Source organism: Escherichia sp. HH41S (assembly GCF_009820115.1).
GTDB lineage: Bacteria > Pseudomonadota > Gammaproteobacteria > Enterobacterales > Enterobacteriaceae > Escherichia > Escherichia coli_F.
Window position 1 is genome coordinate 128,710 of sequence record NZ_VNXE01000123.1, and the last position, 24,291, is coordinate 153,000.

At 51.7% G+C, this 24,291-nt stretch carries 16 protein-coding genes, 1 tRNA gene and 1 pseudogene; 11 read left to right on the forward strand and 7 right to left on the reverse strand.

Going from position 1 to position 24,291, the window contains the following annotated elements:
• The first annotated feature begins 41 nt into the window (after positions 1-41).
• Together macA and macB are read left to right on the forward strand one after the other, a co-directional pair.
• On the forward strand, positions 42-1,157 hold the full coding sequence (macA, locus tag FQZ95_RS24760; protein ID WP_000746460.1) for a macrolide transporter subunit MacA: 1,116 nt from the start codon (positions 42-44) through the stop codon (positions 1,155-1,157).
• A complete protein-coding gene (macB, locus tag FQZ95_RS24765; RefSeq protein WP_103253273.1) occupies positions 1,154-3,100 on the forward strand; it encodes a macrolide ABC transporter ATP-binding protein/permease MacB in 1,947 nt (648 codons plus the stop codon). Before macA ends, macB begins: the two co-directional genes overlap by 4 nt.
• Positions 3,101-3,172: 72 nt before the next feature.
• Here macB and cspD read toward each other — a convergent pair whose 3' ends face one another.
• Positions 3,173-3,397 (reverse strand): cold shock-like protein CspD, encoded by a 225-nt coding sequence (gene cspD / locus FQZ95_RS24770; protein WP_000410785.1) that lies wholly within the window; start codon positions 3,395-3,397, stop codon positions 3,173-3,175.
• 149 nt (positions 3,398-3,546) lie between these two features.
• Here cspD and yljB point away from each other — a divergent pair, with 149 nt between their 5' ends.
• The 3 genes from yljB to clpA all read left to right on the forward strand — a co-directional run bounded on the left by yljB (position 3,547) and on the right by clpA (position 6,347).
• Positions 3,547-3,621, forward strand: coding sequence for a protein YljB (yljB, locus tag FQZ95_RS26650; RefSeq protein ID WP_001406719.1), 75 nt, complete (start codon positions 3,547-3,549; stop codon positions 3,619-3,621).
• Positions 3,622-3,719: 98 nt separating this feature from the next.
• Entirely contained in the window at positions 3,720-4,040 is a 321-nt protein-coding gene (clpS, locus tag FQZ95_RS24775; RefSeq protein ID WP_000520781.1) for an ATP-dependent Clp protease adapter ClpS, read from the forward strand.
• Between the two features lie 30 nt (positions 4,041-4,070).
• Positions 4,071-6,347, forward strand: coding sequence for an ATP-dependent Clp protease ATP-binding subunit ClpA (gene clpA, locus FQZ95_RS24780; protein ID WP_000934050.1), 2,277 nt, complete (start codon positions 4,071-4,073; stop codon positions 6,345-6,347).
• A gap of 343 nt (positions 6,348-6,690) precedes the next feature.
• Here the strand turns inward: clpA and FQZ95_RS24785 are convergent.
• From FQZ95_RS24785 to trxB, 6 genes and pseudogenes are all read right to left on the reverse strand, one after another.
• Positions 6,691-6,778, reverse strand: a tRNA-Ser gene (locus tag FQZ95_RS24785).
• Positions 6,779-7,024: 246 nt separating this feature from the next.
• Positions 7,025-7,243, reverse strand: a complete 219-nt coding sequence (gene infA, locus FQZ95_RS24790) for a translation initiation factor IF-1 (protein WP_001040187.1) — start codon at positions 7,241-7,243, stop codon at positions 7,025-7,027.
• A gap of 284 nt (positions 7,244-7,527) precedes the next feature.
• Positions 7,528-8,232, reverse strand: a pseudogene (gene aat / locus FQZ95_RS24795) (leucyl/phenylalanyl-tRNA--protein transferase).
• Between the two features lie 41 nt (positions 8,233-8,273).
• A complete protein-coding gene (cydC, locus tag FQZ95_RS24800; protein ID WP_160530896.1) occupies positions 8,274-9,995 on the reverse strand; it encodes a heme ABC transporter ATP-binding protein/permease CydC in 1,722 nt (573 codons plus the stop codon).
• Entirely contained in the window at positions 9,996-11,762 is a 1,767-nt protein-coding gene (gene cydD / locus FQZ95_RS24805; protein WP_046083453.1) for a heme ABC transporter permease/ATP-binding protein CydD, read from the reverse strand.
• 122 nt (positions 11,763-11,884) lie between these two features.
• A complete protein-coding gene (gene trxB, locus FQZ95_RS24810) occupies positions 11,885-12,850 on the reverse strand; it encodes a thioredoxin-disulfide reductase (protein WP_105270989.1) in 966 nt (321 codons plus the stop codon).
• 544 nt (positions 12,851-13,394) lie between these two features.
• On the opposite strand from trxB, the gene lrp reads away from it, so the two are divergent.
• The 6 genes from lrp (at position 13,395) to dmsA (ending at position 24,281) form a co-directional block, all read left to right on the forward strand.
• On the forward strand, positions 13,395-13,889 hold the full coding sequence (gene lrp, locus FQZ95_RS24815) for a leucine-responsive transcriptional regulator Lrp (RefSeq protein WP_000228473.1): 495 nt from the start codon (positions 13,395-13,397) through the stop codon (positions 13,887-13,889).
• A 134-nt stretch (positions 13,890-14,023) separates the two neighbouring features.
• Positions 14,024-18,091: a DNA translocase FtsK gene (gene ftsK / locus FQZ95_RS24820; RefSeq protein WP_160530898.1), complete on the forward strand. Its 4,068-nt coding sequence runs from the start codon at positions 14,024-14,026 to the stop codon at positions 18,089-18,091.
• Positions 18,092-18,249: 158 nt separating this feature from the next.
• On the forward strand, positions 18,250-18,861 hold the full coding sequence (lolA, locus tag FQZ95_RS24825) for an outer membrane lipoprotein chaperone LolA (protein ID WP_001295343.1): 612 nt from the start codon (positions 18,250-18,252) through the stop codon (positions 18,859-18,861).
• A 10-nt stretch (positions 18,862-18,871) separates the two neighbouring features.
• A complete protein-coding gene (gene rarA / locus FQZ95_RS24830) occupies positions 18,872-20,215 on the forward strand; it encodes a replication-associated recombination protein RarA (RefSeq protein ID WP_000067769.1) in 1,344 nt (447 codons plus the stop codon).
• A gap of 90 nt (positions 20,216-20,305) precedes the next feature.
• Positions 20,306-21,598, forward strand: coding sequence for a serine--tRNA ligase (gene serS, locus FQZ95_RS24835; RefSeq protein ID WP_000886683.1), 1,293 nt, complete (start codon positions 20,306-20,308; stop codon positions 21,596-21,598).
• A gap of 238 nt (positions 21,599-21,836) precedes the next feature.
• Complete coding sequence (gene dmsA / locus FQZ95_RS24840; protein ID WP_160530900.1) at positions 21,837-24,281, forward strand: dimethylsulfoxide reductase subunit A; 2,445 nt, start codon at positions 21,837-21,839, stop codon at positions 24,279-24,281.
• Positions 24,282-24,291 lie beyond the last annotated feature (10 nt).

Genomic DNA, 24,291 nt, shown 5'->3' on the forward strand with positions numbered 1-24,291 from the left:
GTTAATGACCCGGATTGGCATATGGAGTATTCAGAATATTTATGAAAAAGCGGAAAACCGTGAAGAAGCGTTACGTTATTGCGCTGGTGATAGTCATTGCCGGGCTGATTACGTTATGGAGAATTCTTAACGCACCCGTGCCGACTTATCAGACGCTGATTGTGCGCCCCGGTGATTTACAGCAAAGCGTGCTGGCGACCGGAAAGCTGGACGCGCTGCGTAAGGTTGATGTGGGCGCGCAGGTCAGCGGTCAGTTGAAAACGCTGTCGGTGGCGATTGGCGATAAAGTAAAAAAAGACCAGCTTTTAGGGGTTATTGATCCTGAACAAGCTGAAAACCAGATCAAGGAGGTGGAAGCAACGCTGATGGAGCTACGCGCGCAGCGGCAGCAGGCGGAAGCGGAACTGAAACTGGCACGGGTGACGTATTCACGTCAGCAACGTCTGGCCCAAACGCAGGCTGTTTCACAGCAGGATCTCGATACCGCCGCGACGGAGATGGCTGTGAAACAGGCGCAAATTGGCACCATTGACGCGCAAATCAAGCGCAATCAGGCCTCACTCGATACGGCTAAAACCAATCTCGATTACACCCGCATCGTTGCCCCGATGGCCGGGGAAGTCACGCAAATCACCACTCTGCAAGGCCAGACGGTGATTGCCGCACAACAAGCACCGAACATTCTGACGCTGGCAGATATGAGCACCATGCTGGTAAAAGCGCAGGTTTCTGAAGCGGATGTAATCCACCTGAAGCCGGGGCAAAAAGCCTGGTTTACGGTGCTTGGCGATCCGCTGACGCGCTATGAGGGGCAAATCAAGGATGTGCTACCGACGCCGGAAAAGGTTAACGACGCTATTTTCTATTACGCCCGTTTTGAAGTACCCAACCCCAATGGTTTGCTGCGGCTGGATATGACCGCGCAAGTGCATATTCAGCTCACCGATGTGAAAAATGTGCTGACGATCCCTCTGTCGGCGTTAGGCGATCCGGTTGGCGATAATCGTTATAAAGTCAAATTGTTGCGTAATGGTGAAACACGCGAGCGTGAAGTGACGATTGGCGCACGTAACGATACCGATGTTGAGATTGTCAAAGGGCTGGAAGCGGGCGATGAAGTGGTGATTGGTGAGGCCAAACCAGGAGCTGCACAATGACGCCCTTGCTCGAATTAAAGGATATTCGTCGCAGCTATCCTGCCGGTGATGAGCAGGTTGAGGTGCTGAAGGGCATCACCCTCGATATTTATGCTGGTGAGATGGTGGCGATTGTCGGCGCTTCGGGTTCCGGTAAATCGACCCTGATGAATATTCTCGGCTGCCTGGATAAGGCCACCAGCGGCACCTATCGCGTCGCCGGTCAGGATGTTGCCATGCTGGACGCCGATGCGCTGGCACAACTGCGTCGCGAACACTTCGGCTTTATTTTCCAGCGTTACCATTTGCTTTCACATTTAACCGCCGAGCAGAATGTTGAAGTACCCGCCGTCTATGCGGGTCTTGAGCGGAAACAGCGACTGCTTCGTGCCCAGAAGTTATTGCAACGACTGGGGCTTGAAGACCGTACAGAGTATTATCCGGCACAGCTTTCGGGTGGTCAGCAACAGCGCGTCAGCATCGCGCGGGCATTGATGAACGGCGGTCAGGTAATTCTTGCCGATGAACCGACAGGCGCACTGGACAGCCATTCCGGTGAGGAGGTAATGGCGATCCTGCATCAGCTGCGCGATCGCGGGCATACGGTGATTATCGTCACTCATGATCCGCAGGTTGCTGCTCAGGCAGAGCGGGTGATCGAAATTCGCGACGGCGAAATTGTGCGCAATCCTCCCGCCATTGAAAAAGTGAATGTTGCTGGCGGGACGGCACCTGTTGTCAAAATGGCCTCTGGCTGGCGGCAGTTTGTCAGCGGTTTTAACGAGGCGCTGACGATGGCATGGCGGGCGCTGGCAGCGAATAAAATGCGTACTTTACTAACCATGCTGGGGATTATTATCGGTATTGCGTCGGTGGTTTCAATTGTCGTGGTGGGCGATGCCGCCAAACAAATGGTGCTGGCGGATATCCGTTCTATTGGTACGAATACTATCGATGTCTATCCCGGAAAAGATTTTGGCGATGACGATCCGCAATATCAGCAGGCGCTAAAGTACGACGACTTAATTGCCATCCAGAAACAACCGTGGGTCGCCTCAGCCACACCTGCCGTCTCGCAAAACCTGCGCCTGCGTTATAACAATGTTGATGTGGCTGCCAGTGCCAATGGCGTGAGCGGCGATTATTTCAATGTCTATGGCATGACCTTCAGCGAAGGGAATACCTTTAATCAGGAACAGCTGAATGGCCGTGCGCAAGTCGTGGTTCTCGACAGTAATACTCGCCGTCAGCTTTTCCCCCATAAAGCAAATGTGGTTGGCGAGGTTATCTTGGTTGGTAATATGCCAGCGAGAGTCATCGGCGTGGCAGAGGAAAAACAGTCGATGTTTGGCAGTAGTAAAGTGCTGCGCGTGTGGTTACCTTACAGCACGATGTCCGGGCGAGTTATGGGCCAGTCGTGGCTGAACTCTATTACTGTCAGGGTGAAAGAAGGATTTGACAGCGCTGAGGCGGAACAGCAACTCACGCGTTTACTTTCACTGCGCCACGGTAAGAAGGATTTCTTTACCTGGAACATGGACGGCGTCTTGAAAACCGTTGAAAAGACCACACGTACTTTACAACTGTTTCTGACGCTGGTGGCGGTGATTTCGCTGGTGGTGGGCGGTATTGGTGTAATGAATATTATGCTGGTGTCAGTGACCGAGCGGACGCGGGAAATTGGCATTCGCATGGCTGTAGGTGCGCGAGCAAGCGATGTTTTGCAACAGTTTCTGATCGAAGCCGTACTGGTTTGCCTGGTCGGTGGCGCGTTGGGAATAACACTGTCACTGTTAATTGCTTTCACCTTGCAGCTTTTCTTACCCGGCTGGGAGATTGGTTTTTCACCGTTGGCGCTGCTGCTGGCGTTTCTCTGCTCGACGGTCACCGGGATTTTATTTGGCTGGTTACCCGCACGAAATGCGGCACGACTGGATCCAGTAGATGCTCTGGCACGAGAGTAATTTTTGAGATAAAAATGCCAGCCGATCGGGCTGGCATTTTGCCTTTAGGATGTACACAATGAGACAGAAGAGCTATGCGACTGCCGCTTCTACTTCGACGGGCACAATAACACTGGCGTGATTGCCTTTTGGCCCCTGGTGGACATCAAACTGAACGGATTGTCCAGCTTTTAGCGTTCTGTAACCATCCATCTGAATGGTGGAATAATGAGCGAAAATATCTTCGCCGCCGCCTTCAGGGCAGATGAAACCAAACCCTTTGGCATTGTTGAACCACTTAACAGTACCCTTTTCCATGCTTCGACATCCTTCGCAAATCTTATACAAGTAAGATGGAATAAACCGGGGTCAGAGAGGGGGCTGTTCAAAACCTCGCCAACTCTAGAAATACAATTTAGAGAATTAGGGCGAGCCGTCAAGCATTTGACAGGGGCCAGGGGGCAGGTATGAATCAAAAATTTGAAGCAGTTAACGCTATTGACAGGAATGTGACAGATGTCGCTGATGCCAACGATAGATGATAGTTATCTATCATGTGGAGTAGATTGGTCAGGCAAATAAGCTCTTGTCAGCGGCAGGGCGTTCTGCCGATAACCGTAACCGAAGATGATAACTGACAATGGGTAAAACGAACGATTGGCTGGACTTTGATCAACTGGCGGAAGAAAAAGTTCGCGACGCGCTAAAACCGCCATCTATGTATAAAGTGATATTAGTCAATGATGATTACACTCCGATGGAGTTTGTTATTGACGTGTTACAAAAATTCTTTTCTTATGATGTAGAACGTGCAACGCAATTGATGCTCGCTGTTCACTACCAGGGGAAGGCCATTTGCGGAGTCTTTACCGCCGAGGTTGCAGAAACCAAAGTGGCGATGGTGAACAAGTACGCGAGGGAGAATGAGCATCCATTGCTGTGTACGCTAGAAAAAGCCTGAATGCAGGCATAAAAATTGGGGGAGGTGCCTATGCTCAATCAAGAACTGGAACTCAGTTTAAATATGGCTTTCGCCAGAGCGCGCGAGCACCGTCATGAGTTTATGACCGTCGAGCACTTGTTACTGGCGCTGCTCAGTAACCCATCTGCCCGGGAGGCGCTGGAAGCGTGTTCTGTGGATTTGGTTGCGCTCCGTCAGGAACTGGAAGCCTTTATTGAACAAACCACACCCGTTCTGCCTGCCAGTGAAGAGGAGCGCGACACACAGCCAACGCTGAGTTTTCAGCGTGTACTGCAACGTGCGGTCTTCCATGTCCAGTCCTCCGGTCGCAATGAGGTTACCGGTGCAAACGTTCTGGTCGCTATCTTTAGCGAACAGGAGTCGCAGGCGGCATATCTGTTGCGCAAACATGAAGTCAGCCGTCTCGATGTGGTGAACTTTATCTCTCATGGCACGCGTAAAGACGAGCCGACACAGTCTTCTGATCCTGGCAGCCAGCCAAACAGCGAAGAACAAGCTGGTGGGGAGGAACGTATGGAGAATTTCACGACGAACCTGAATCAGCTTGCGCGTGTGGGCGGAATCGACCCACTGATTGGTCGTGAGAAGGAGCTGGAGCGTGCGATTCAGGTTCTCTGCCGTCGCCGTAAAAACAACCCGCTGCTGGTGGGGGAATCCGGTGTCGGCAAAACCGCGATTGCGGAAGGTCTTGCCTGGCGAATTGTTCAGGGCGATGTGCCGGAAGTGATGGCTGACTGTACGATTTACTCTCTCGATATCGGTTCTCTGTTAGCGGGCACAAAATATCGCGGCGACTTTGAAAAACGTTTTAAAGCGTTGCTCAAGCAGCTGGAGCAGGACACTAACAGCATCCTGTTTATTGATGAGATCCACACCATTATCGGTGCGGGTGCAGCCTCTGGTGGTCAGGTTGATGCGGCTAACCTGATCAAACCGTTGCTCTCAAGCGGTAAAATTCGCGTAATTGGTTCGACAACCTATCAGGAGTTCAGCAACATTTTCGAGAAAGACCGTGCTCTGGCGCGTCGCTTCCAGAAAATTGATATTACTGAACCGTCGATCGAAGAAACCGTACAGATCATCAACGGCCTGAAACCGAAGTACGAAGCGCACCATGACGTGCGTTATACCGCAAAAGCGGTGCGTGCAGCGGTAGAGCTGGCGGTGAAATACATTAACGATCGTCATCTGCCGGATAAAGCCATTGACGTTATCGACGAAGCGGGCGCTCGCGCACGCCTGATGCCGGTAAGCAAACGCAAGAAAACCGTTAATGTGGCGGATATTGAGTCCGTGGTGGCCCGTATTGCGCGCATTCCAGAGAAGAGTGTTTCTCAGAGTGACCGCGATACCCTGAAAAACCTCAGCGATCGCCTGAAAATGCTGGTCTTCGGTCAGGATAAAGCCATTGAGGCGCTGACTGAAGCCATTAAGATGGCGCGTGCAGGTTTAGGTCACGAACATAAACCAGTCGGTTCGTTCCTGTTTGCCGGCCCTACCGGGGTCGGGAAAACCGAGGTGACGGTACAGCTTTCGAAAGCTTTGGGCATTGAGCTTCTGCGCTTTGATATGTCCGAGTATATGGAACGCCATACCGTCAGCCGTCTGATTGGTGCGCCTCCGGGATACGTTGGTTTTGATCAGGGCGGTTTGCTGACTGATGCGGTCATCAAGCATCCTCATGCGGTGCTGCTGCTGGACGAAATCGAGAAAGCGCACCCGGACGTGTTCAATATTCTGTTGCAGGTGATGGACAACGGTACGCTGACCGATAACAACGGACGCAAAGCGGACTTCCGTAACGTGGTGCTGGTGATGACCACTAATGCCGGGGTACGGGAAACTGAGCGTAAATCCATTGGTCTTATCCACCAGGATAACAGCACCGATGCGATGGAAGAGATCAAGAAGATCTTTACACCGGAATTCCGTAACCGTCTCGACAACATTATCTGGTTCGATCATCTGTCAACCGACGTGATCCATCAGGTGGTGGATAAGTTCATCGTCGAGTTACAGGTTCAGCTGGATCAGAAAGGTGTTTCCCTGGAAGTGAGTCAGGAAGCGCGTAACTGGCTGGCCGAGAAAGGTTACGACCGGGCAATGGGCGCACGTCCGATGGCACGTGTCATCCAGGACAACCTGAAAAAACCGCTCGCCAACGAACTGTTGTTTGGTTCGCTGGTGGACGGCGGTCAGGTCACCGTCGCGCTGGATAAAGAGAAAAATGAGCTGACTTACGGATTCCAGAGTGCACAAAAGCACAAGGCGGAAGCAGCGCATTAATCTGATTGTTAGGTAGGTTTGTGAAGTCCGTAATCTCGTCAGGGGTTACGGACTTTTTATTTGTAGGGTGGAACGGTGAAAACCCTATTTTTGGAGGTGAAGGTAATTTGTTGATAATTAATGGTGCTGGAAGGTAAGAATAAAAAAGGGTGGCAGCAGGAAAATGAGATGATTTTTCTTTATTAACAACGAGCTAAACGTGTAGTATTTGAGTTCACTGCCGTACAGGCAGCTTAGAAAGCCAACCGAAAGAAAAACTCGATTTTTATACCGTTCACTGCCGTACAGGCAGATAAAATGCGAAAAAAAAGCCCGTACTTTCGTACGAGCTCTTCTTCAAATATGGCGGTGAGGGGGGGATTCGAACCCCCGATACGTTGCCGTATACACACTTTCCAGGCGTGCTCCTTCAGCCACTCGGACACCTCACCAAATTGTTTTGCTGCCTGACCTCATGGGGGGCAACGGGGCGCTACTATAGGGAGTTGGAGTAAAACGGTCAAGAAGAATTTTACTGACAATTCTCGTTTGCTCATACTGTAAACAAGTTGTGCAGTATATCTACATCGAGACAAGTTATGTACTTATACTTCCAACGTTCTTCGTACAAAATAAAAAGGCCGGTTAAACCGACCTTTTACGCGTTCTTTCTCTTCGCCCATCAGGCGGTAAAACAATCAGCGACTACGGAAGACAATGCGGCCTTTGCTCAGGTCGTACGGGGTCAGCTCAACAGTCACTTTGTCGCCCGTCAGGATGCGGATGTAGTTTTTACGCATTTTACCGGAGATGTGTGCAGTAACCACGTGACCGTTTTCTAACTCTACGCGGAACATGGTGTTAGGCAACGTTTCAAGAACGGTACCTTGCATTTCAATATTGTCTTCTTTGGCCATCTAATCCTCTGGGGTATCACTACCGTAATTTGAACCGGCAAGATAATGCCGAAGTTCTGTAAATAAGTAAAGATTTGCGCGCTAAATCGCAACAAACAGGTTCGGCACATTACTCCGGAAACACACGGCTAAGCCGCACCAAAAGCGCAACGTATAAGGGAGCGGTGAGATAAACGATGGGCGTTACCTGACGCGAAAAATTCCTTATCGGCAGCGGGGTAATGAGCGTAACCAACTCTGCGACCGCAATTATAACACTCTGGGGAGAAATGTGCCGAAAACATTCATTCTTGTGGTGAAAACAAGCACCGTGGTACCCAGAAATTATTCGGCAATCGTCCGAGGCGCATTTGATTGAGATAATTTAGATAATCCCGGCGGGGAATTTCGCAGGCACCAAGCGAAGCTGTGTGATCGTTAAGGACCTGGCAGTCGATAAGTTTGCCACCGTGACGGATAAATTCATCACAGAAGACCAGTAGCGCTGTTTTGGACGCGTTTTCCATCCGGCTGAACATAGACTCGCCACAAAATAGCGTTCCCTAGGCCACGCCGTACATACCGCCGACAAGCTCATCTTCACACCAGACTTCGATGGAGTGGGCATGACCGAGTTCGTGAAGGCGATGGTAGGCTTCGACCACGCCACGCGTGATCCAGGTTCCTTCTTCGCGATCGCTGGCACAGCCTTCAATGACCTGACCAAAGGCGTAATTCATCGTGACACGATAGGGCGAGCGTTTATGAAATCGTTTCATACTACGGCTGATATGCAATGATTCAGGCCATAGTACCGCGCGAGGATCGGGCGACCACCAGAGGATGGGGTCGCCTGGAGAAAACCACGGAAAAATACCACGCTGATAAGCCATTAACAGGCGCGCAGGGCTAAGATCGCCCCCCAGTGCCAGCAGGCCGTTAGGCTCACGTAATGCGCCTTCCGGGGAAGGGAAGGCTATTGAATGGCGAGAAAGCTGAACCAGGCGCATGACCGCAAAACCCCACGCAAGTCGGATCGTTCAATAATAGCTTACAAACCCTGCTTAAACTGGTAATAACGCCCCTGTCGGGCAAGCAGTTCTGCGTGAGTACCTTGCTCAATAATTTGCCCGTTGTCCATCACTATTATTTGCTGGAAACGAGAGAGCCCGCGAAGTCGATGGGTGACCATTAACACCGTTTTCTCACGCATCATTTCTGCAAGTAATTCAAGGATCTGACTTTCAGTTGTGGCATCTAAGCCTTCGGTAGGTTCATCCAGCAATACCAGTGGCGCATCATGTAACAGCGCACGGGCGATAGCCAGACGGCGCAGTTCACCACCGGAGAGCTGGCGTCCGCCTTCACCTAACCAACTGTTGAGACCTGCATCCTCGAGCAGCTTCTCCAGACCAACTCGACGCAAGATCTCCGCCAGAGCTTCATCACTACTGCCAGGCGAGGCGAGTAACAGATTATCACGCAGCGTGGCGCTAAACAGATGCACTCGCTGTGGCACAACGCTGATGGTCTGGCGCAGAGTTGCTTCGTTCAGGCTGGCTATGGGACTATCGTTAAGTAAAATCTCGCCCTGTTTCGGGTCCCATGCGCGGGTCAGCAGTTGTAACAATGTTGATTTACCGCATCCGGTTCGCCCGAGAATCGCAATATGTTCTCCGGCGTTTACTTGAAGAGAAATCCCTTTCAGTGCTTGTTGGGATTGCTCCGGATAAGTGAACTGAACATCCCGTAACGTCAGCGAAACGCAATCGGCAACACGGGTTTGGGTATCAGGGAAGGTGACTTCAGGTTTTTGATCCGTTAAATCGGTGATCCGTACGGCAGAGGCAATGACTTGCCCCAGATGCTGAAATGCACCCGTTACTGGTGCCAGTGCTTCAAACGCGGCTAACGCACAGAAGACAAACAGGGCAATTAACGCGCCTGGTTGAGTATTGCCACCAACGCCGCCAGACGCCATCCACAGCATCAGGATCACCGCTAACGCGCCAATTAACAGCATTATTGCTTGCGACAAAGCTGTCAGTTCAGATTGACGGCGTTGCGCTTCCAGCCACTGAATTTCAGTATTCTCTAATTGCGTGCGATAACGATCGCTGGCACCAAAAATGGTCAGCTCAGCTTGCCCTTGCAGCCAGGCTGTCAGTTGTTGGCGATACTGCCCGCGAAGATGAGTCAGATTTTGCCCGGTGCTTTTTCCCGCACGATAAAACAGCGGTGGCATCAGCAAAAGCGTCAGTAACATAATGCCGCCCAGCGTAAAGGCGAGGGTGAAATCAAGGAAACTTAACCCGATTGTCACCACCATAATCACCACAAAAGCGCCCACCAGCGGCGAGATAACGCGCAGGTAAAGATGATCGAGCGTATCAACATCCGCCACCACGCGGTTGAGCAATTCGCCCTGACGATAGCGCGCCAGTCCGGCAGGGGAGAGGGGGAGCAATTTGCTGAAGGTGTAAATGCGCAGATGCTGCAACACGCGGAAAGTCGCGTCATGGCTCACCAGACGTTCAAAATAACGCCCGGCGGTACGGGTGATTGCTGCGCCACGCACGCCTGCAGCGGGTAGCATATAGTTGAAGCTATACAGTCCTGCAACGCCCGCCACCGCTGAGGCGGAGAGGAACCAGCCGGAAAGTGTCAACAGACCGATACTGGCGAGCAGTGTGACAATTGCTAGCACAATGCCAAGGCTTAACATCCATTTATGACGTTTATACAGAGCCAGATAGGGTAGCAAAGCGCGCATTTAAATCTCCTCCTGACGATGGGCCAGCAATGTGGCAAAAGGACCGTTAGCCACGCTTAATTCCGCGTAACGTCCTTGCTCGATAATCTGACCATCCTGCATTACCCAAATGACATCCCAGTCAGCAAGATCTTCTAACTGGTGGGTGACCATTAACGTTGTCTGGCGCAGAGAGGCGGCATTCAGCGCCTCCATTACGCGCTGTTCACTGTGAGCATCAAGGCTTGCTGCGGGTTCATCCAACAGTAATAGCGAACAGGGATTCAGTAATGCACGCGCCACCGCCACACGTTGTGCCTGGCCTACGGAAAGGCGGGCAGCCTGGTCGCCAACAGGCGTATCAACTCCTTGTGGCAGGAGCGGTAGAAACTCACTGACCCACGCGTTATCCAGTGCTGTTTGTAACTCTTGTTCGCTGGCATCAGGTCGTGCCAGCAGTACGTTATCTCGTAGTGTTGCTGCTGGTAATTGTGGGTTTTGCCCAACCCAGGAGAGATGTTTACGCCATGATTCCGGTGATAAATCGCGTAATTCTATCCCGTTGATTCGTAGCGATCCCTGATATGAGAGAAAACCAGAAAGCGCGTTCAGCAGTGAGCTTTTACCTGAACCGCTGCGACCAACCAACACTGCACGTTGGCCTGCTGGCAAAGTAAAGTTCAGCGGTCCGGCCAGCGTTTTACCTTCTGGTGATGTAATAAACAGATCCTCGGCCTCAATGGTCACCGGATCGGTCGACGTTAATTCAGCCTCACCGCGCTGCGGATGGGCGAGCGGGGTTTCCATAAACGTTTTCAGACTGTCTGCCGCGCCAACAGCCTGGGCTTTAGCATGATAAAACGTACCCAGATCGCGCAATGGCTGGAAAAACTCCGGCGCAAGGATCAGGGCCAGAAACCCCGCAGCCAGCGTCACGCCAGTATCGTAGTGCCCAAAATCCAGCTCACCGAGATAGGAAAAACCAAAGTAGACCGCGACCAGAGCAATTGACAGCGAGGTAAAAAATTCGAGAATGCCGGAGGATAAAAACGCCAGCCGTAGCACTTCCATTGTCCGTTGGCGGAAATCTTCCGAAGCAGAACGAATACTTTCAATTTCAGCTTCACCACGACCAAAAATACGCAATGTTTCCATGCCGCGCAGGCGATCGAGGAAATGTCCACTTAAGCGAGCAAGAGCGAGAAAGTTGCGTCGGTTAGCATCGGCAGCCCCCATTCCAACCAGCGCCATAAATAACGGAATTAACGGAGCAGTGCCCAGCAGAATGAGCGCCGCAGCCCAGTTAGAGGGGAAGATCGCCACCACAATCAGCAACGGCACCGACACTGCCAGCGCCATTTGCGGCAGGTAGCGTGCATAGTAATCATGCATATCGTCAATTTGCTCGAGTACCAGCGTCGCCCAGCTCCCCGCCGGTTTACCCTGAATCCACGCTGGCCCTGCTTGTTGCAGACGGTCGAGAACCTGACGTCGGATGGCAAAGCGGATATGCTGCCCGGCGTGATAACCCACCCGTTCTCGTAACCAGACCACCCATGCGCGCAGTACAAAGGTCAGAACCAGTAACGTAAAGGGAAGCAGCAGGGCTTCACGGGGAATATTCTCCATAATCATATGTTGCAGAATTCGCGCCATGAACCAGGCCTGGGCAATGATCAATATGCCGCTCACAAAGCCCAGCAGACGAGAAATATTCAGCCAACGTTGGGAGATGACGCTTTGCTGTTTTAACCAGCGGGTTAACTCTTTTTGACGGGATTTATTCATTGCACGCTTAGCAGGTGAGTTATCAGAATTATTTGCAGAGCAATGTTACAACGAGGAAAAAATAAAGGCGACCCATAGTCGCATGGTGTCGCCTTCTTTACTTTTGTTACTGATTTGTAAAATTATTTTGCGTCAGCTAAACCATCGAGGTAGCGTTCCGCATCAAGTGCTGCCATGCAGCCTGTACCCGCAGATGTAATGGCCTGGCGATAAATGTGATCCATCACGTCGCCTGCGGCAAAGACGCCAGGGATGCTGGTCTGGGTGGCATTACCATGAATACCCGACTGCACTTTGATGTAGCCGTTTTCCAGTTCCAGCTGCCCTTCGAAAATAGCCGTGTTCGGGCTGTGGCCGATAGCAACAAACAGACCGGCAACGTCGAGTGACTCGATATTATCGGTGTTTTGCGTATCGCGCAGACGAACGCCAGTGACGCCCATCTGATCGCCGGTCACTTCTTCCAGCGTACGGTTGGTGTGCAGAATAATGTTGCCGTTCTCCACTTTATCCATCAGACGCTTAATGAGGATTTTTTCCGCGCGGAAACCATCTCGGCGGTGAATCAGATGAACTTCCGAAGCGATGTTAGACAGATACAGCGCCTCTTCAACCGCGGTATTGCCGCCGCCGATGACCGCAACTTTCTGGTTACGATAGAAGAAACCGTCGCAGGTTGCACAAGCAGAAACCCCACGCCCTTTAAAGGCTTCTTCAGAGGGCAGGCCGAGATAGCGAGCAGAAGCTCCAGTGGCAATAATCAGCGCATCACAAGTGTATTCGCCGCTATCGCCAGTCAGACGGAACGGGCGATTCTGCAAATCTACTTTGCTGATGTGATCAAAAATGATTTCAGTTTCAAATTTAGCGGCATGTTCGTGCATGCGCTCCATTAATAACGGACCGGTCAGATCGTTTGGATCGCCTGGCCAGTTTTCCACTTCCGTGGTGGTGGTCAGTTGGCCGCCTTTTTCCATGCCGGTAATCAGCACAGGTTGCAGGTTGGCGCGCGCCGCGTAGACAGCAGCGGTGTATCCCGCCGGGCCTGAACCCAGGATAAGCAGTTTACTGTGTTTGGTCGTGCCCATGAGATCCCCATAGTTGTTGGCAGACAATGGGCAGGATTGTAGGGAATTTACAGACGTAAAAAAAGAGTATGACGATTTTGTTAACAATTTGTGCAATCGGCAGTATCGATAAGTAGGTCAAACTCCCTCCGGCATTATCACCTCTGCTACTTAAATTTCCCGCGTTATAAGCCGATTAAATGATGAATAAACGCCCCTGTTAATGAATATCTGGCATGTTGTACTAAAAATCGATGTTTTGCTTTGACAATCCCCTGGTGTTTTGCGAAAACATTCGAGGAAGAAAAAAAACAGTATTCTTATATGCGCATAACCATGCATGTAAATACCATGTTTACCGTGCTAGTGAAATCTACGTATGGCGTGGACAGACGCCATTCGTGATGTCGATAGCTGCCACTAGGCAACGGTCTTCTCACCGTAGACCAGGCATTGCGCGCCGTGAATCTTAATGATTTCGGTCTATCGTGACGGGTAGCGACTCTGAACAGTGATGTTTCAGGGTCAGACAGGAGTAGGGAAGGAATACAGAGAGACAATAATAATGGTAGATAGCAAGAAGCGCCCTGGCAAAGATCTCGACCGTATCGATCGTAACATTCTTAATGAGTTGCAAAAGGATGGGCGTATTTCTAACGTCGAGCTTTCTAAACGTGTGGGACTTTCCCCAACGCCGTGCCTTGAGCGTGTGCGTCGGCTGGAAAGACAAGGGTTTATTCAGGGCTATACAGCGCTGCTGAACCCCCATTATCTGGATGCATCACTTCTGGTATTCGTTGAGATTACTCTGAATCGTGGCGCACCGGATGTGTTTGAACAATTCAATACCGCTGTACAAAAACTTGAAGAAATTCAGGAGTGTCATTTAGTATCCGGTGATTTCGACTACCTGTTGAAAACACGCGTGCCGGATATGTCGGCTTACCGTAAGTTGCTAGGGGAAACCCTGCTGCGTCTGCCTGGCGTCAATGACACGCGGACATACGTTGTTATGGAAGAAGTCAAGCAGAGTAATCGTCTGGTTATTAAGACGCGCTAACACGGAACAGGTGCAAAATCGGCGTATTTTGATTACACTCCTGTTAATCCATACAGCAACAGTACTAGGGTAACCTGGTACTGTTGTCCGTTTTAGCATCGGGCAGGAAAAGCCTGTAACCTGGAGAGCCTTTCTTGAGCCAGGAATACACTGAAGACAAAGAAGTCACATTGACAAAGTTAAGTAGCGGCCGCCGACTTCTGGAGGCGTTGCTGATCCTTATTGTCCTGTTTGCCGTCTGGTTGATGGCTGCCTTACTAAGCTTTAACCCTTCGGACCCCAGCTGGTCGCAAACGGCCTGGCATGAGCCTATCCATAATTTAGGTGGAATGCCCGGTGCGTGGCTGGCAGATACGCTGTTCTTTATTTTTGGCGTGATGGCTTACACCATTCCCGTCATTATCGTCGGCGGTTGTTGGTTTGCCTGGCGTCATCAGTCCAGTGACGAATACATTGATTATTTTGCCGTTTCGCTACGCATCATTGGCGTTTTGGCGCTAATCCTTACCTCTTGTGGTCTGGCGGCAATCAACGCTGACGATATCTGGTATTTTGCCTCCGGTGGCGTCATCGGCAGCTTACTAAGCACTACGCTACAACCACTGCTACACAGTAGCGGGGGAACTATTGCGCTGCTCTGCGTTTGGGCAGCGGGCCTGACGCTGTTCACCGGTTGGTCATGGGTGACCATTGCTGAAAAACTCGGCGGCTGGATTTTAAACATTCTCACCTTCGCCAGTAATCGTACCCGTCGCGATGATACCTGGGTCGATGAAGATGAGTATGAAGACGACGAAGAATATGAAGATGAAAATCACGGCAAACAGCATGAATCGCGCCGTGCCCGTATTCTTCGCGGCGCGCTAGCACGTCGTAAACGTCTGGCGGAAAAATTCATTAATCCGATGGGGCGGCAAACAGATGCTGCGTTGTTCTCCGGTAAGCGGATGGATGATGAAGAAGAGATTACCTACACTGCACGCGGTGTGGCTGCCGACCCTGACGACGTCCTCTTTTCGGGCAATCGTGCAACGCAGCCAGAATATGACGAATACGATCCATTATTAAACGGTGCGCCAATTACCGAACCTGTTGCTGTAGCAGCTGCTGCTACCACGGCGACACAAAGCTGGGCTGCACCGGTTGAACCTGTGACTCAGACGCCGCCAGTTGCCTCTGTTGATGTTCCACCTACGCAACCTACAGTAGCCTGGCAGCCTGTACCGGGGCCGCAAACGGGAGAACCGGTTATTGCACCTGCACCGGAAGGTTACCCACAGCAGTCACAATATGCGCAGCCTGCAGTGCAATATAATGAGCCGCTGCAACAACCTGTACAGCCACAGCAGCCGTATTATGCGCCTGCAGCTGAACAGCCTGTGCAACAACCTTACTACGCTCCTGCGCCGGAACAGTCTGCGCAACAGCCGTATTACGCCCCTGCGCCAGAACAACCGGTGGCAGGTAACGCCTGGCAAGCCGAAGAGCAGCAATCCACTTTTGCTCCACAGTCTACATACCAGACGGAGCAAACTTATCAGCAGCCAGCCGCTCAGGAGCCGTTGTACCAACAGCCGCAACCCGTTGAACAGCAGCCTGTTGTGGAGCCTGAACCCATTGTAGAAGAGACAAAACCCGCGCGTCCGCCGCTTTACTATTTTGAAGAAGTGGAAGAGAAGCGTGCCCGTGAACGTGAACAACTTGCGGCCTGGTATCAACCGATTCCTGAACCGGTTAAAGAACCAGAACCGATCAAATCTTCGCTTAAAGCACCTTCTGTTGCAGCAGTACCTCCAGTGGAAGCCGCTGCCGCTGTTTCCCCTCTGGCATCTGGCGTGAAAAAAGCGACACTGGCGACGGGGGCTGCCGCAACCGTTGCCGCACCAGTCTTCAGTCTGGCAAATAGCGGTGGACCGCGTCCGCAGGTCAAAGAGGGGATTGGCCCGCAGTTGCCACGACCGAAACGTATCCGCGTGCCAACTCGTCGTGAACTGGCGTCATATGGCATTAAGCTGCCCTCACAGCGTGCAGCAGAAGAAAAAGCCCGTGAAGCCCAGCGCAATCAGTACGATTCTGGCGATCAGTACAACGATGATGAAATCGATGCGATGCAGCAGGATGAACTGGCACGTCAGTTCGCCCAAACGCAGCAGCAACGCTATGGCGAACAGTATCAACATGATGTGCCAGTCAACGCAGAAGATACAGATGCTGCAGCAGAGGCAGAACTGGCTCGTCAGTTTGCTCAAACTCAACAGCAACGTTATTCGGGCGAACAACCAGCTGGGGCGAATCCGTTCTCGCTGGATGATTTCGAATTTTCGCCAATGAAAGCTTTGCTGGATGATGGGCCACACGAGCCGCTGTTTACGCCAATTGTTGAACCTGTACAGCAGCCGCAACAACCGATAGCGCCGCAGCAGCAATACCAGCAGCCACAACAACCTGTAGCGCCGCAGCAGCAATATCAGCAGCCGCAACAACCGGTTACACAGCAGCCGCAATATCAGCAGCCGCAACAGCCGGTTGCACCACAGCCGCAGTATCAGCAGCCACAACAGCCGGTTGCACCACAGCAGCAATATCAGCAGCCGCAACAGCCAGTTGCGCCGCAGCCGCAGTATCAGCAGCCACAACAACCGGTTGCGCCGCAGCCGCAGGATACCCTGCTTCATCCGCTGTTGATGCGCAATGGCGACAGCCGTCCGTTGCATAAACCGACGACGCCGCTGCCTTCTCTGGATTTGCTGACGCCGCCGCCGAGCGAAGTGGAGCCGGTAGATACCTTTGCGCTTGAACAAATGGCGCGCCTGGTGGAAGCGCGTCTGGCTGATTTCCGTATTAAAGCCGATGTCGTCAATTATTCTCCGGGGCCGGTTATCACTCGCTTTGAATTGAACCTGGCACCGGGCGTAAAAGCGGCGCGTATTTCTAACTTGTCACGTGACCTTGCCCGTTCACTTTCGACGGTGGCGGTGCGTGTCGTTGAAGTTATTCCTGGCAAACCCTATGTAGGTCTGGAGTTACCGAATAAAAAACGACAAACCGTTTATCTGCGCGAAGTTTTGGATAACGCCAAATTCCGCGATAATCCGTCGCCATTAACCGTGGTGCTGGGTAAAGATATCGCCGGTGAGCCGGTGGTTGCCGATCTGGCGAAAATGCCGCACTTGTTGGTTGCGGGGACTACCGGTTCCGGTAAATCTGTCGGTGTGAACGCGATGATCCTGAGCATGCTTTATAAAGCACAGCCAGAAGATGTGCGTTTCATCATGATCGACCCGAAAATGCTGGAGCTTTCAGTTTATGAAGGCATTCCGCACCTGTTAACGGAAGTCGTTACCGATATGAAAGATGCCGCCAACGCGCTGCGCTGGTGTGTTAACGAGATGGAGCGTCGTTATAAACTGATGTCTGCGCTGGGTGTGCGTAATCTGGCGGGTTATAACGAAAAAATTGCTGAAGCCGATAGGATGATGCGTCCGATTCCAGACCCGTACTGGAAGCCGGGTGACAGTATGGATGCCCAGCATCCGGTGCTGAAAAAAGAACCGTACATTGTGGTGTTGGTGGACGAATTTGCCGACCTGATGATGACGGTAGGTAAAAAAGTGGAAGAGCTTATAGCACGTCTGGCGCAAAAAGCCCGTGCCGCGGGTATCCACCTCGTACTGGCAACTCAACGTCCATCGGTTGATGTTATTACTGGTCTGATTAAAGCGAATATTCCGACCCGTATCGCCTTTACCGTATCCAGTAAGATTGACTCACGTACCATTCTTGATCAGGCTGGCGCGGAATCCCTGCTGGGTATGGGGGATATGCTTTACTCTGGGCCGAACTCCACGTTGCCGGTACGTGTTCATGGTGCTTTTGTTCGCGATCAGGAAGTTCATGCCGTGGTGCAGGACTGGAAAGCGCGTGGTCGCCCACAGTATGTTGACGGCATCACCTCCGACAGCGAAAGCGAAGGTGGTGCGGGTGGTTTCGATGGCGCTGAAGAACTGGATCCGTTGTTCGATCAGGCGGTGCAGTTTGTCACTGAAAAACGCAAAGCGTCAATTTCAGGCGTACAGCGTCAGTTCCGCATTGGTTATAACCGTGCAGCGCGTATTATCGAACAGATGGAAGCGCAAGGGATTGTCAGCGAACAGGGGCACAACGGTAATCGTGAAGTGCTGGCCCCACCGCCGTTTGACTAATTAATGCATCGTAGGCCGGATAAGGCGCGGTAGCGTCGCATCCGGCAATCTGGTAACTGAAAATTCAGTATTTTCTTCTTTCCTCAAGCTGATTATTAGCCTGGAATAGAGAGTAGAGGGAACTCCCGGTCGGGAGTGACGTAATTTGAGGAATAATGATGAAAAAAATTGCCATCACCTGTGCATTACTCTCAAGCTTAGTAGCAAGCAGCGTTTGGGCTGATGCCGCAAGCGATCTGAAAAGCCGCCTGGATAAAGTCAGCAGCTTCCACGCCAGCTTCACACAAAAAGTGACTGACGGTAGCGGCGCGGCGGTGCAGGAAGGTCAGGGCGATCTGTGGGTGAAACGTCCAAACTTATTCAACTGGCATATGACTCAACCTGACGAAAGCATTCTGGTTTCTGACGGTAAAACACTGTGGTTCTATAACCCGTTCGTTGAGCAAGCTACGGCAACCTGGCTGAAAGATGCCACCGGTAATACGCCGTTTATGCTGATTGCCCGCAACCAGTCCAGCGACTGGCAGCAGTACAATATCAAACAGAATGGCGATGACTTTGTCCTGACGCCGAAAGCCAGCAATGGCAATTTGAAGCAGTTCACCATTAACGTAGGGCGTGATGGCACAATCCATCAGTTTAGCGCGGTGGAGCAGGACGATCAGCGCAGCAGTTATCAGCTGAAATCCCAGCAAAATGGGGCTGTGGATGCAGCGAAATTTACCTTCACCCCGCCGCAAGGCGTCACGGTAGATGATCAACGTAAGTAGAGGCACCTGAGTGAGCAATCTGTCGCTCGATTTTTCGGATAATACTTTTCAACCTCTGGCCGCGCGTATGCGGCCAGAAAATTTAGCACAGTATATCGGCCAGCAACATTTGCTGGCTGCCGGGAAGCCATTGCCGCGCGCTATCGAAGCTGGGCATTTGCATTCTATGATCCTCTGGGGGCCACCGGGTACCGGCAAAACAACCCTCGCTGAAGTTATAGCCCGTTATGCGAACGCTGATGTGGAACGTATTTCTGCCGTCACCTCTGGCGTGAAAGAGATTCGCGAGGCGATCGAGCGCGCTCGGCAAAACCGCAATGCTGGTCGCCGCACTATTCTTTTTGTTGACGAAGTTCACCGTTTCAACAAAAGCCAGCAGGATGCATTTCTGCCACATATTGAAGACGGCACCATCACTTTTATTGGTGCGACGACTGAAAACCCGTCGTTTGAGCTTAATTCGGCGCTGCTTTCCCGTGCCCGTGTCTACCTGTTGAAATCCCTGAGTACAGAGGATATCGAACAGGTACTGACTCAGGCGATGGAAGACAAAACCCGCGGTTATGGTGGTCAGGATATTGTTCTGCCAGGTGAAACAAGACGCGCCATCGCTGAACTGGTGAATGGCGACGCGCGCCGCGCGTTAAATACGCTGGAAATGATGGCGGATATGGCTGAAGTCGATGATAGCGGTAAGCGAGTCCTGAAGCCTGAATTACTGACCGAAATCGCCGGTGAGCGTAGCGCCCGCTTTGATAACAAAGGCGATCGCTTTTACGATCTGATCTCTGCACTGCATAAATCGGTGCGTGGGAGCGCACCCGATGCGGCGCTGTACTGGTATGCGCGAATTATTACCGCCGGTGGAGATCCGTTATATGTCGCGCGTCGCTGCCTGGCGATTGCGTCTGAAGATGTGGGTAATGCTGACCCACGGGCGATGCAGGTGGCAATTGCGGCCTGGGATTGCTTTACTCGCGTTGGTCCGGCTGAAGGTGAACGTGCCATTGCTCAGGCGATTGTTTACCTGGCCTGCGCGCCAAAAAGTAACGCTGTCTATACCGCATTTAAAGCCGCGCTGGCCGATGCTCGCGAACGTCCGGATTATGACGTGCCGGTTCATTTGCGTAATGCGCCGACAAAATTAATGAAGGAAATGGGCTACGGTCAGGAATATCGTTATGCTCATGATGAAGCAAACGCTTATGCTGCCGGTGAGGTTTACTTCCCGCCGGAAATAGCACAAACACGCTATTATTTCCCGACAAACAGGGGCCTTGAAGGCAAGATTGGCGAAAAGCTCGCCTGGCTGGCTGAACAGGATCAAAATAGCCCCATAAAACGCTACCGTTAATGTTATCGTTGCGGTAATGTTGTTACTGTATCCCTGTGGTCGCAGGCTGTGGCCACATCTCCCATTTAATTCGATAAGCACAGGATAAGCATGCTCGATCCCAATCTGCTGCGTAATGAGCCAGACGCAGTCGCTGAAAAACTGGCACGCCGGGGCTTTAAGCTGGATGTAGATAAGCTGGGCGCTCTTGAAGAGCGTCGTAAAGTATTGCAGGTCAAAACGGAAAACCTGCAAGCGGAGCGTAACTCCCGATCGAAATCCATTGGCCAGGCGAAAGCGCGCGGGGAAGATATCGAGCCTTTACGTCTGGAAGTGAACAAACTGGGCGAAGAGCTGGATGCAGCAAAAGCCGAGCTGGATGCTTTACAGGCTGAAATTCGCGATATCGCGCTAACCATCCCTAACTTGCCTGCAGATGAAGTGCCGGTAGGTAAAGATGAAAATGACAACGTTGAAGTCAGCCGCTGGGGTACCCCGCGTGAGTTTGACTTTGAAGTTCGTGACCACGTGACGCTGGGTGAAATGCACTCTGGCCTCGACTTTGCAGCTGCAGTTAAGCTGACTGGTTCCCGCTTTGTGGTAATGAAAGGGCAGATTGCTCGCATGCACCGCGCACTGTCGCAGTTTATGCTGGATCTGCATACCGAACAGCATGGCTACAGTGAGAACTATGTTCCGTACCTGGTTAACCAGGACACGCTGTATGGTACGGGGCAACTGCCGAAATTTGCTGGCGATCTGTTCCATACTCGTCCGCTGGAAGAAGAAGCAGACACCAGTAACTATGCACTGATCCCAACGGCAGAAGTTCCGCTGACCAATCTGGTACGCGGTGAAATCATCGATGAAGATGATCTGCCAATTAAGATGACCGCCCACACCCCATGTTTCCGTTCTGAAGCAGGTTCATATGGTCGTGACACCCGTGGTCTGATCCGTATGCACCAGTTCGACAAAGTTGAAATGGTGCAGATCGTGCGCCCGGAAGACTCAATGGCGGCACTGGAAGAGATGACCGGTCATGCGGAAAAAGTCCTGCAGTTGCTGGGCCTGCCGTACCGTAAAATCATTCTTTGCACCGGCGACATGGGCTTTGGCGCTTGCAAAACTTACGACCTGGAAGTATGGATCCCGGCACAGAACACCTACCGCGAGATCTCTTCCTGCTCCAACGTTTGGGATTTCCAGGCGCGTCGTATGCAGGCACGTTGCCGCAGCAAGTCGGACAAGAAAACCCGTCTGGTTCATACCCTGAACGGTTCTGGTCTGGCTGTTGGCCGTACGCTGGTTGCGGTAATGGAAAACTATCAGCAGGCTGATGGTCGTATTGAAGTACCAGAAGTTCTACGTCCGTATATGAACGGACTGGAATATATTGGCTAATACCCAATTTTTCTGAATCTAAAAAGCGCCTGCGGGCGCTTTTTTTGTCTCCCTTTGATACCGAACAATAATTACTCCTCACTTACACGTAATACTACTTTCGAGTGAAAATCTGCCTATCTCTTTGATTTTTAAATCATTCGATGTATACAAGCCTATATAGCGAACTGCTATAGAAATAATTACACAATACGGTTTGTTACTGGAATCAATCGTGAGCAAGCTTGAGTGAGCCATTATGAAAACGAAAATCCCTGATGCGGTATTGGCTGCTGAGGTGAGTCGCCGTGGTTTGGTAAAAACGACAGCGATCGGCGGCCTGGCAATGGCCAGCAGCGCATTAACCTTACCTTTTAGTCGGATTGCGCACGCTGTTGATAGTGCCCTTCCGGCAAAGTCAGACGAAAAGGTTATCTGGAGCGCCTGTACAGTTAACTGTGGTAGCCGCTGCCCGCTACGTATGCACGTTGTAGACGGTGAAATTAAATATGTTGAAACGGATAATACCGGCGATGACAACTATGACGGCCTGCACCAGGTGCGCGCCTGTCTGCGTGGGCGTTCCATGCGTCGCCGTGTCTACAATCCGGACCGCCTGAAATATCCGATGAAACGAGTCGGGGCGCGCGGTGAAGGCAAATTCGAGCGCATTAGCTGGGAAGAAGCCTACGACATCATCGCGACCAATATGCAGCGCCTGATCAAAGAGTACGGCAACGAGTCTATCTATCTGAACTATGGTACCGGTACGCTGGGCGGCACCATGACCCGCTCCTGGCCGCCGGGAAATACCCTGGTCGCTCGCCTGATGAACTGCTGCGGCGGTTATCTGAACCATTACGGTGACTACTCTTCCGCGCAAATTGCGGAAGGTTTGAACTATACCTACGGCGGCTGGGCGGATGGTAACAGCCCGTCAGATATTGAAAACAGTAAGCTGGTGGTACTGTTTGGTAATAACCCTGGCGAAACGCGAATGAGCGGTGGTGGGGTGACTTATTACCTTGAGCAGGCTCGTCAGAAATCCAACGCTCGTATGATCATTATCGATCCGCGCTATACCGACACCGGTGCAGGGCGTGAAGATGAGTGGATCCCCATTCGTCCGGGAACAGATGCCGCACTGGTTAATGGTCTGGCGTACGTCATGATCAGCGAAAATCTGGTTGATCAGGAATTCCTCGATAAATATTGCGTTGGCTACGACGAGAAAACCCTGCCAGCCAGTGCACCGAAAAATGGTCACTATAAAGCTTATATTCTGGGGGAAGGGCTAGATGGCGTGGCTAAAACACCGGAATGGGCCTCGCAAATTACCGGTGTTCCGGCAGACAAAATCGTCAAACTGGCACGTGAGATCGGCAGTACTAAACCCGCGTTTATCAGTCAGGGATGGGGGCCGCAGCGTCACGCTAACGGTGAAATCGCAACCCGTGCTATCTCGATGCTGGCGATTCTGACCGGTAACGTTGGTATTAACGGGGGCAACAGCGGCGCGCGTGAAGGTTCATACAGCTTACCTTTTGTCCGTATGCCGACCCTCGAAAACCCGATCCAGACCAGCATTTCGATGTTTATGTGGACCGATGCCATTGAACGTGGCCCGGAAATGACAGCGCTGCGTGATGGTGTGCGCGGGAAAGATAAGCTGGATGTGCCGATCAAAATGATCTGGAACTATGCCGGTAACTGCCTGATTAACCAGCATTCTGAAATCAACCGTACCCATGAAATCCTTCAGGATGATAAGAAGTGCGAGCTGATTGTGGTTATCGACTGCCACATGACTTCATCGGCGAAATATGCTGACATCCTGCTGCCTGACTGCACCGCTTCCGAACAGATGGACTTTGCACTGGATGCATCCTGCGGGAATATGTCTTACGTGATTTTCAACGATCAGGTGATTAAACCGCGCTTTGAATGTAAGACCATCTATGAAATGACCAGCGAACTGGCAAAACGTCTTGGCGTTGAGCAACAGTTTACTGAAGGCCGTACCCAGGAAGAGTGGATGCGGCATCTGTATGCCCAGTCGCGGGAAGCGATTCCTGAACTGCCAACGTTTGAAGAGTTCCGCAAGCAGGGGATCTTTAAAAAGCGCGACCCACAAGGGCATCACGTTGCTTATAAAGCCTTCCGTGAAGATCCGCAGGCAAATCCACTGACCACGCCATCGGGTAAAATTGAGATTTATTCGCAGGCGCTGGCTGACATTGCCGCTACCTGGGAATTGCCAGAAGGCGATGTGATCGATCCACTGCCGATCTACACGCCGGGCTTTGAAAGTTATCAGGATCCGCTGAACAAACAGTATCCGCTGCAGCTTACGGGTTTCCACTATAAATCTCGCGTTCACTCAACTTACGGCAACGTTGATGTGCTGAAAGCAGCTTGCCGTCAGGAAATGTGGATCAACCCGCTTGATGCACAAAAACGCGGTATCAACAACGGCGATAAGGTCAGGATCTTTAACGACCGTGGTGAGGTTCACATTGAGGCAAAAGTGACGCCACGAATGATGCCGGGTGTGGTCGCACTGGGTGAAGGTGCCTGGTATGACCCGGATGCAAAACGTGTCGATAAGGGCGGTTGTATTAACGTACTGACCACTCAACGTCCGTCTCCTCTCGCTAAGGGGAATCCGTCACATACAAACCTGGTTCAGGTTGAAAAGGTGTAAGGAGTAACCG

Excerpts from the sequence above, each read along its gene's own strand:
- macA (WP_000746460.1), top strand. The coding sequence starts at position 42 with ATGAAAAAGCGGAAAACCGTGAAGAAGCGTTACGTTATTGCGCTGGTG.
- macB (WP_103253273.1), top strand. The coding sequence starts at position 1,154 with ATGACGCCCTTGCTCGAATTAAAGGATATTCGTCGCAGCTATCCTGCC.
- cspD (WP_000410785.1), bottom strand. The coding sequence starts at position 3,397 with ATGGAAAAGGGTACTGTTAAGTGGTTCAACAATGCCAAAGGGTTTGGT.
- clpS (WP_000520781.1), top strand. The coding sequence starts at position 3,720 with ATGGGTAAAACGAACGATTGGCTGGACTTTGATCAACTGGCGGAAGAA.
- clpA (WP_000934050.1), top strand. The coding sequence starts at position 4,071 with ATGCTCAATCAAGAACTGGAACTCAGTTTAAATATGGCTTTCGCCAGA.
- infA (WP_001040187.1), bottom strand. The coding sequence starts at position 7,243 with ATGGCCAAAGAAGACAATATTGAAATGCAAGGTACCGTTCTTGAAACG.
- cydC (WP_160530896.1), bottom strand. The coding sequence starts at position 9,995 with ATGCGCGCTTTGCTACCCTATCTGGCTCTGTATAAACGTCATAAATGG.
- cydD (WP_046083453.1), bottom strand. The coding sequence starts at position 11,762 with ATGAATAAATCCCGTCAAAAAGAGTTAACCCGCTGGTTAAAACAGCAA.
- trxB (WP_105270989.1), bottom strand. The coding sequence starts at position 12,850 with ATGGGCACGACCAAACACAGTAAACTGCTTATCCTGGGTTCAGGCCCG.
- lrp (WP_000228473.1), top strand. The coding sequence starts at position 13,395 with ATGGTAGATAGCAAGAAGCGCCCTGGCAAAGATCTCGACCGTATCGAT.
- lolA (WP_001295343.1), top strand. The coding sequence starts at position 18,250 with ATGAAAAAAATTGCCATCACCTGTGCATTACTCTCAAGCTTAGTAGCA.
- serS (WP_000886683.1), top strand. The coding sequence starts at position 20,306 with ATGCTCGATCCCAATCTGCTGCGTAATGAGCCAGACGCAGTCGCTGAA.
- dmsA (WP_160530900.1), top strand. The coding sequence starts at position 21,837 with ATGAAAACGAAAATCCCTGATGCGGTATTGGCTGCTGAGGTGAGTCGC.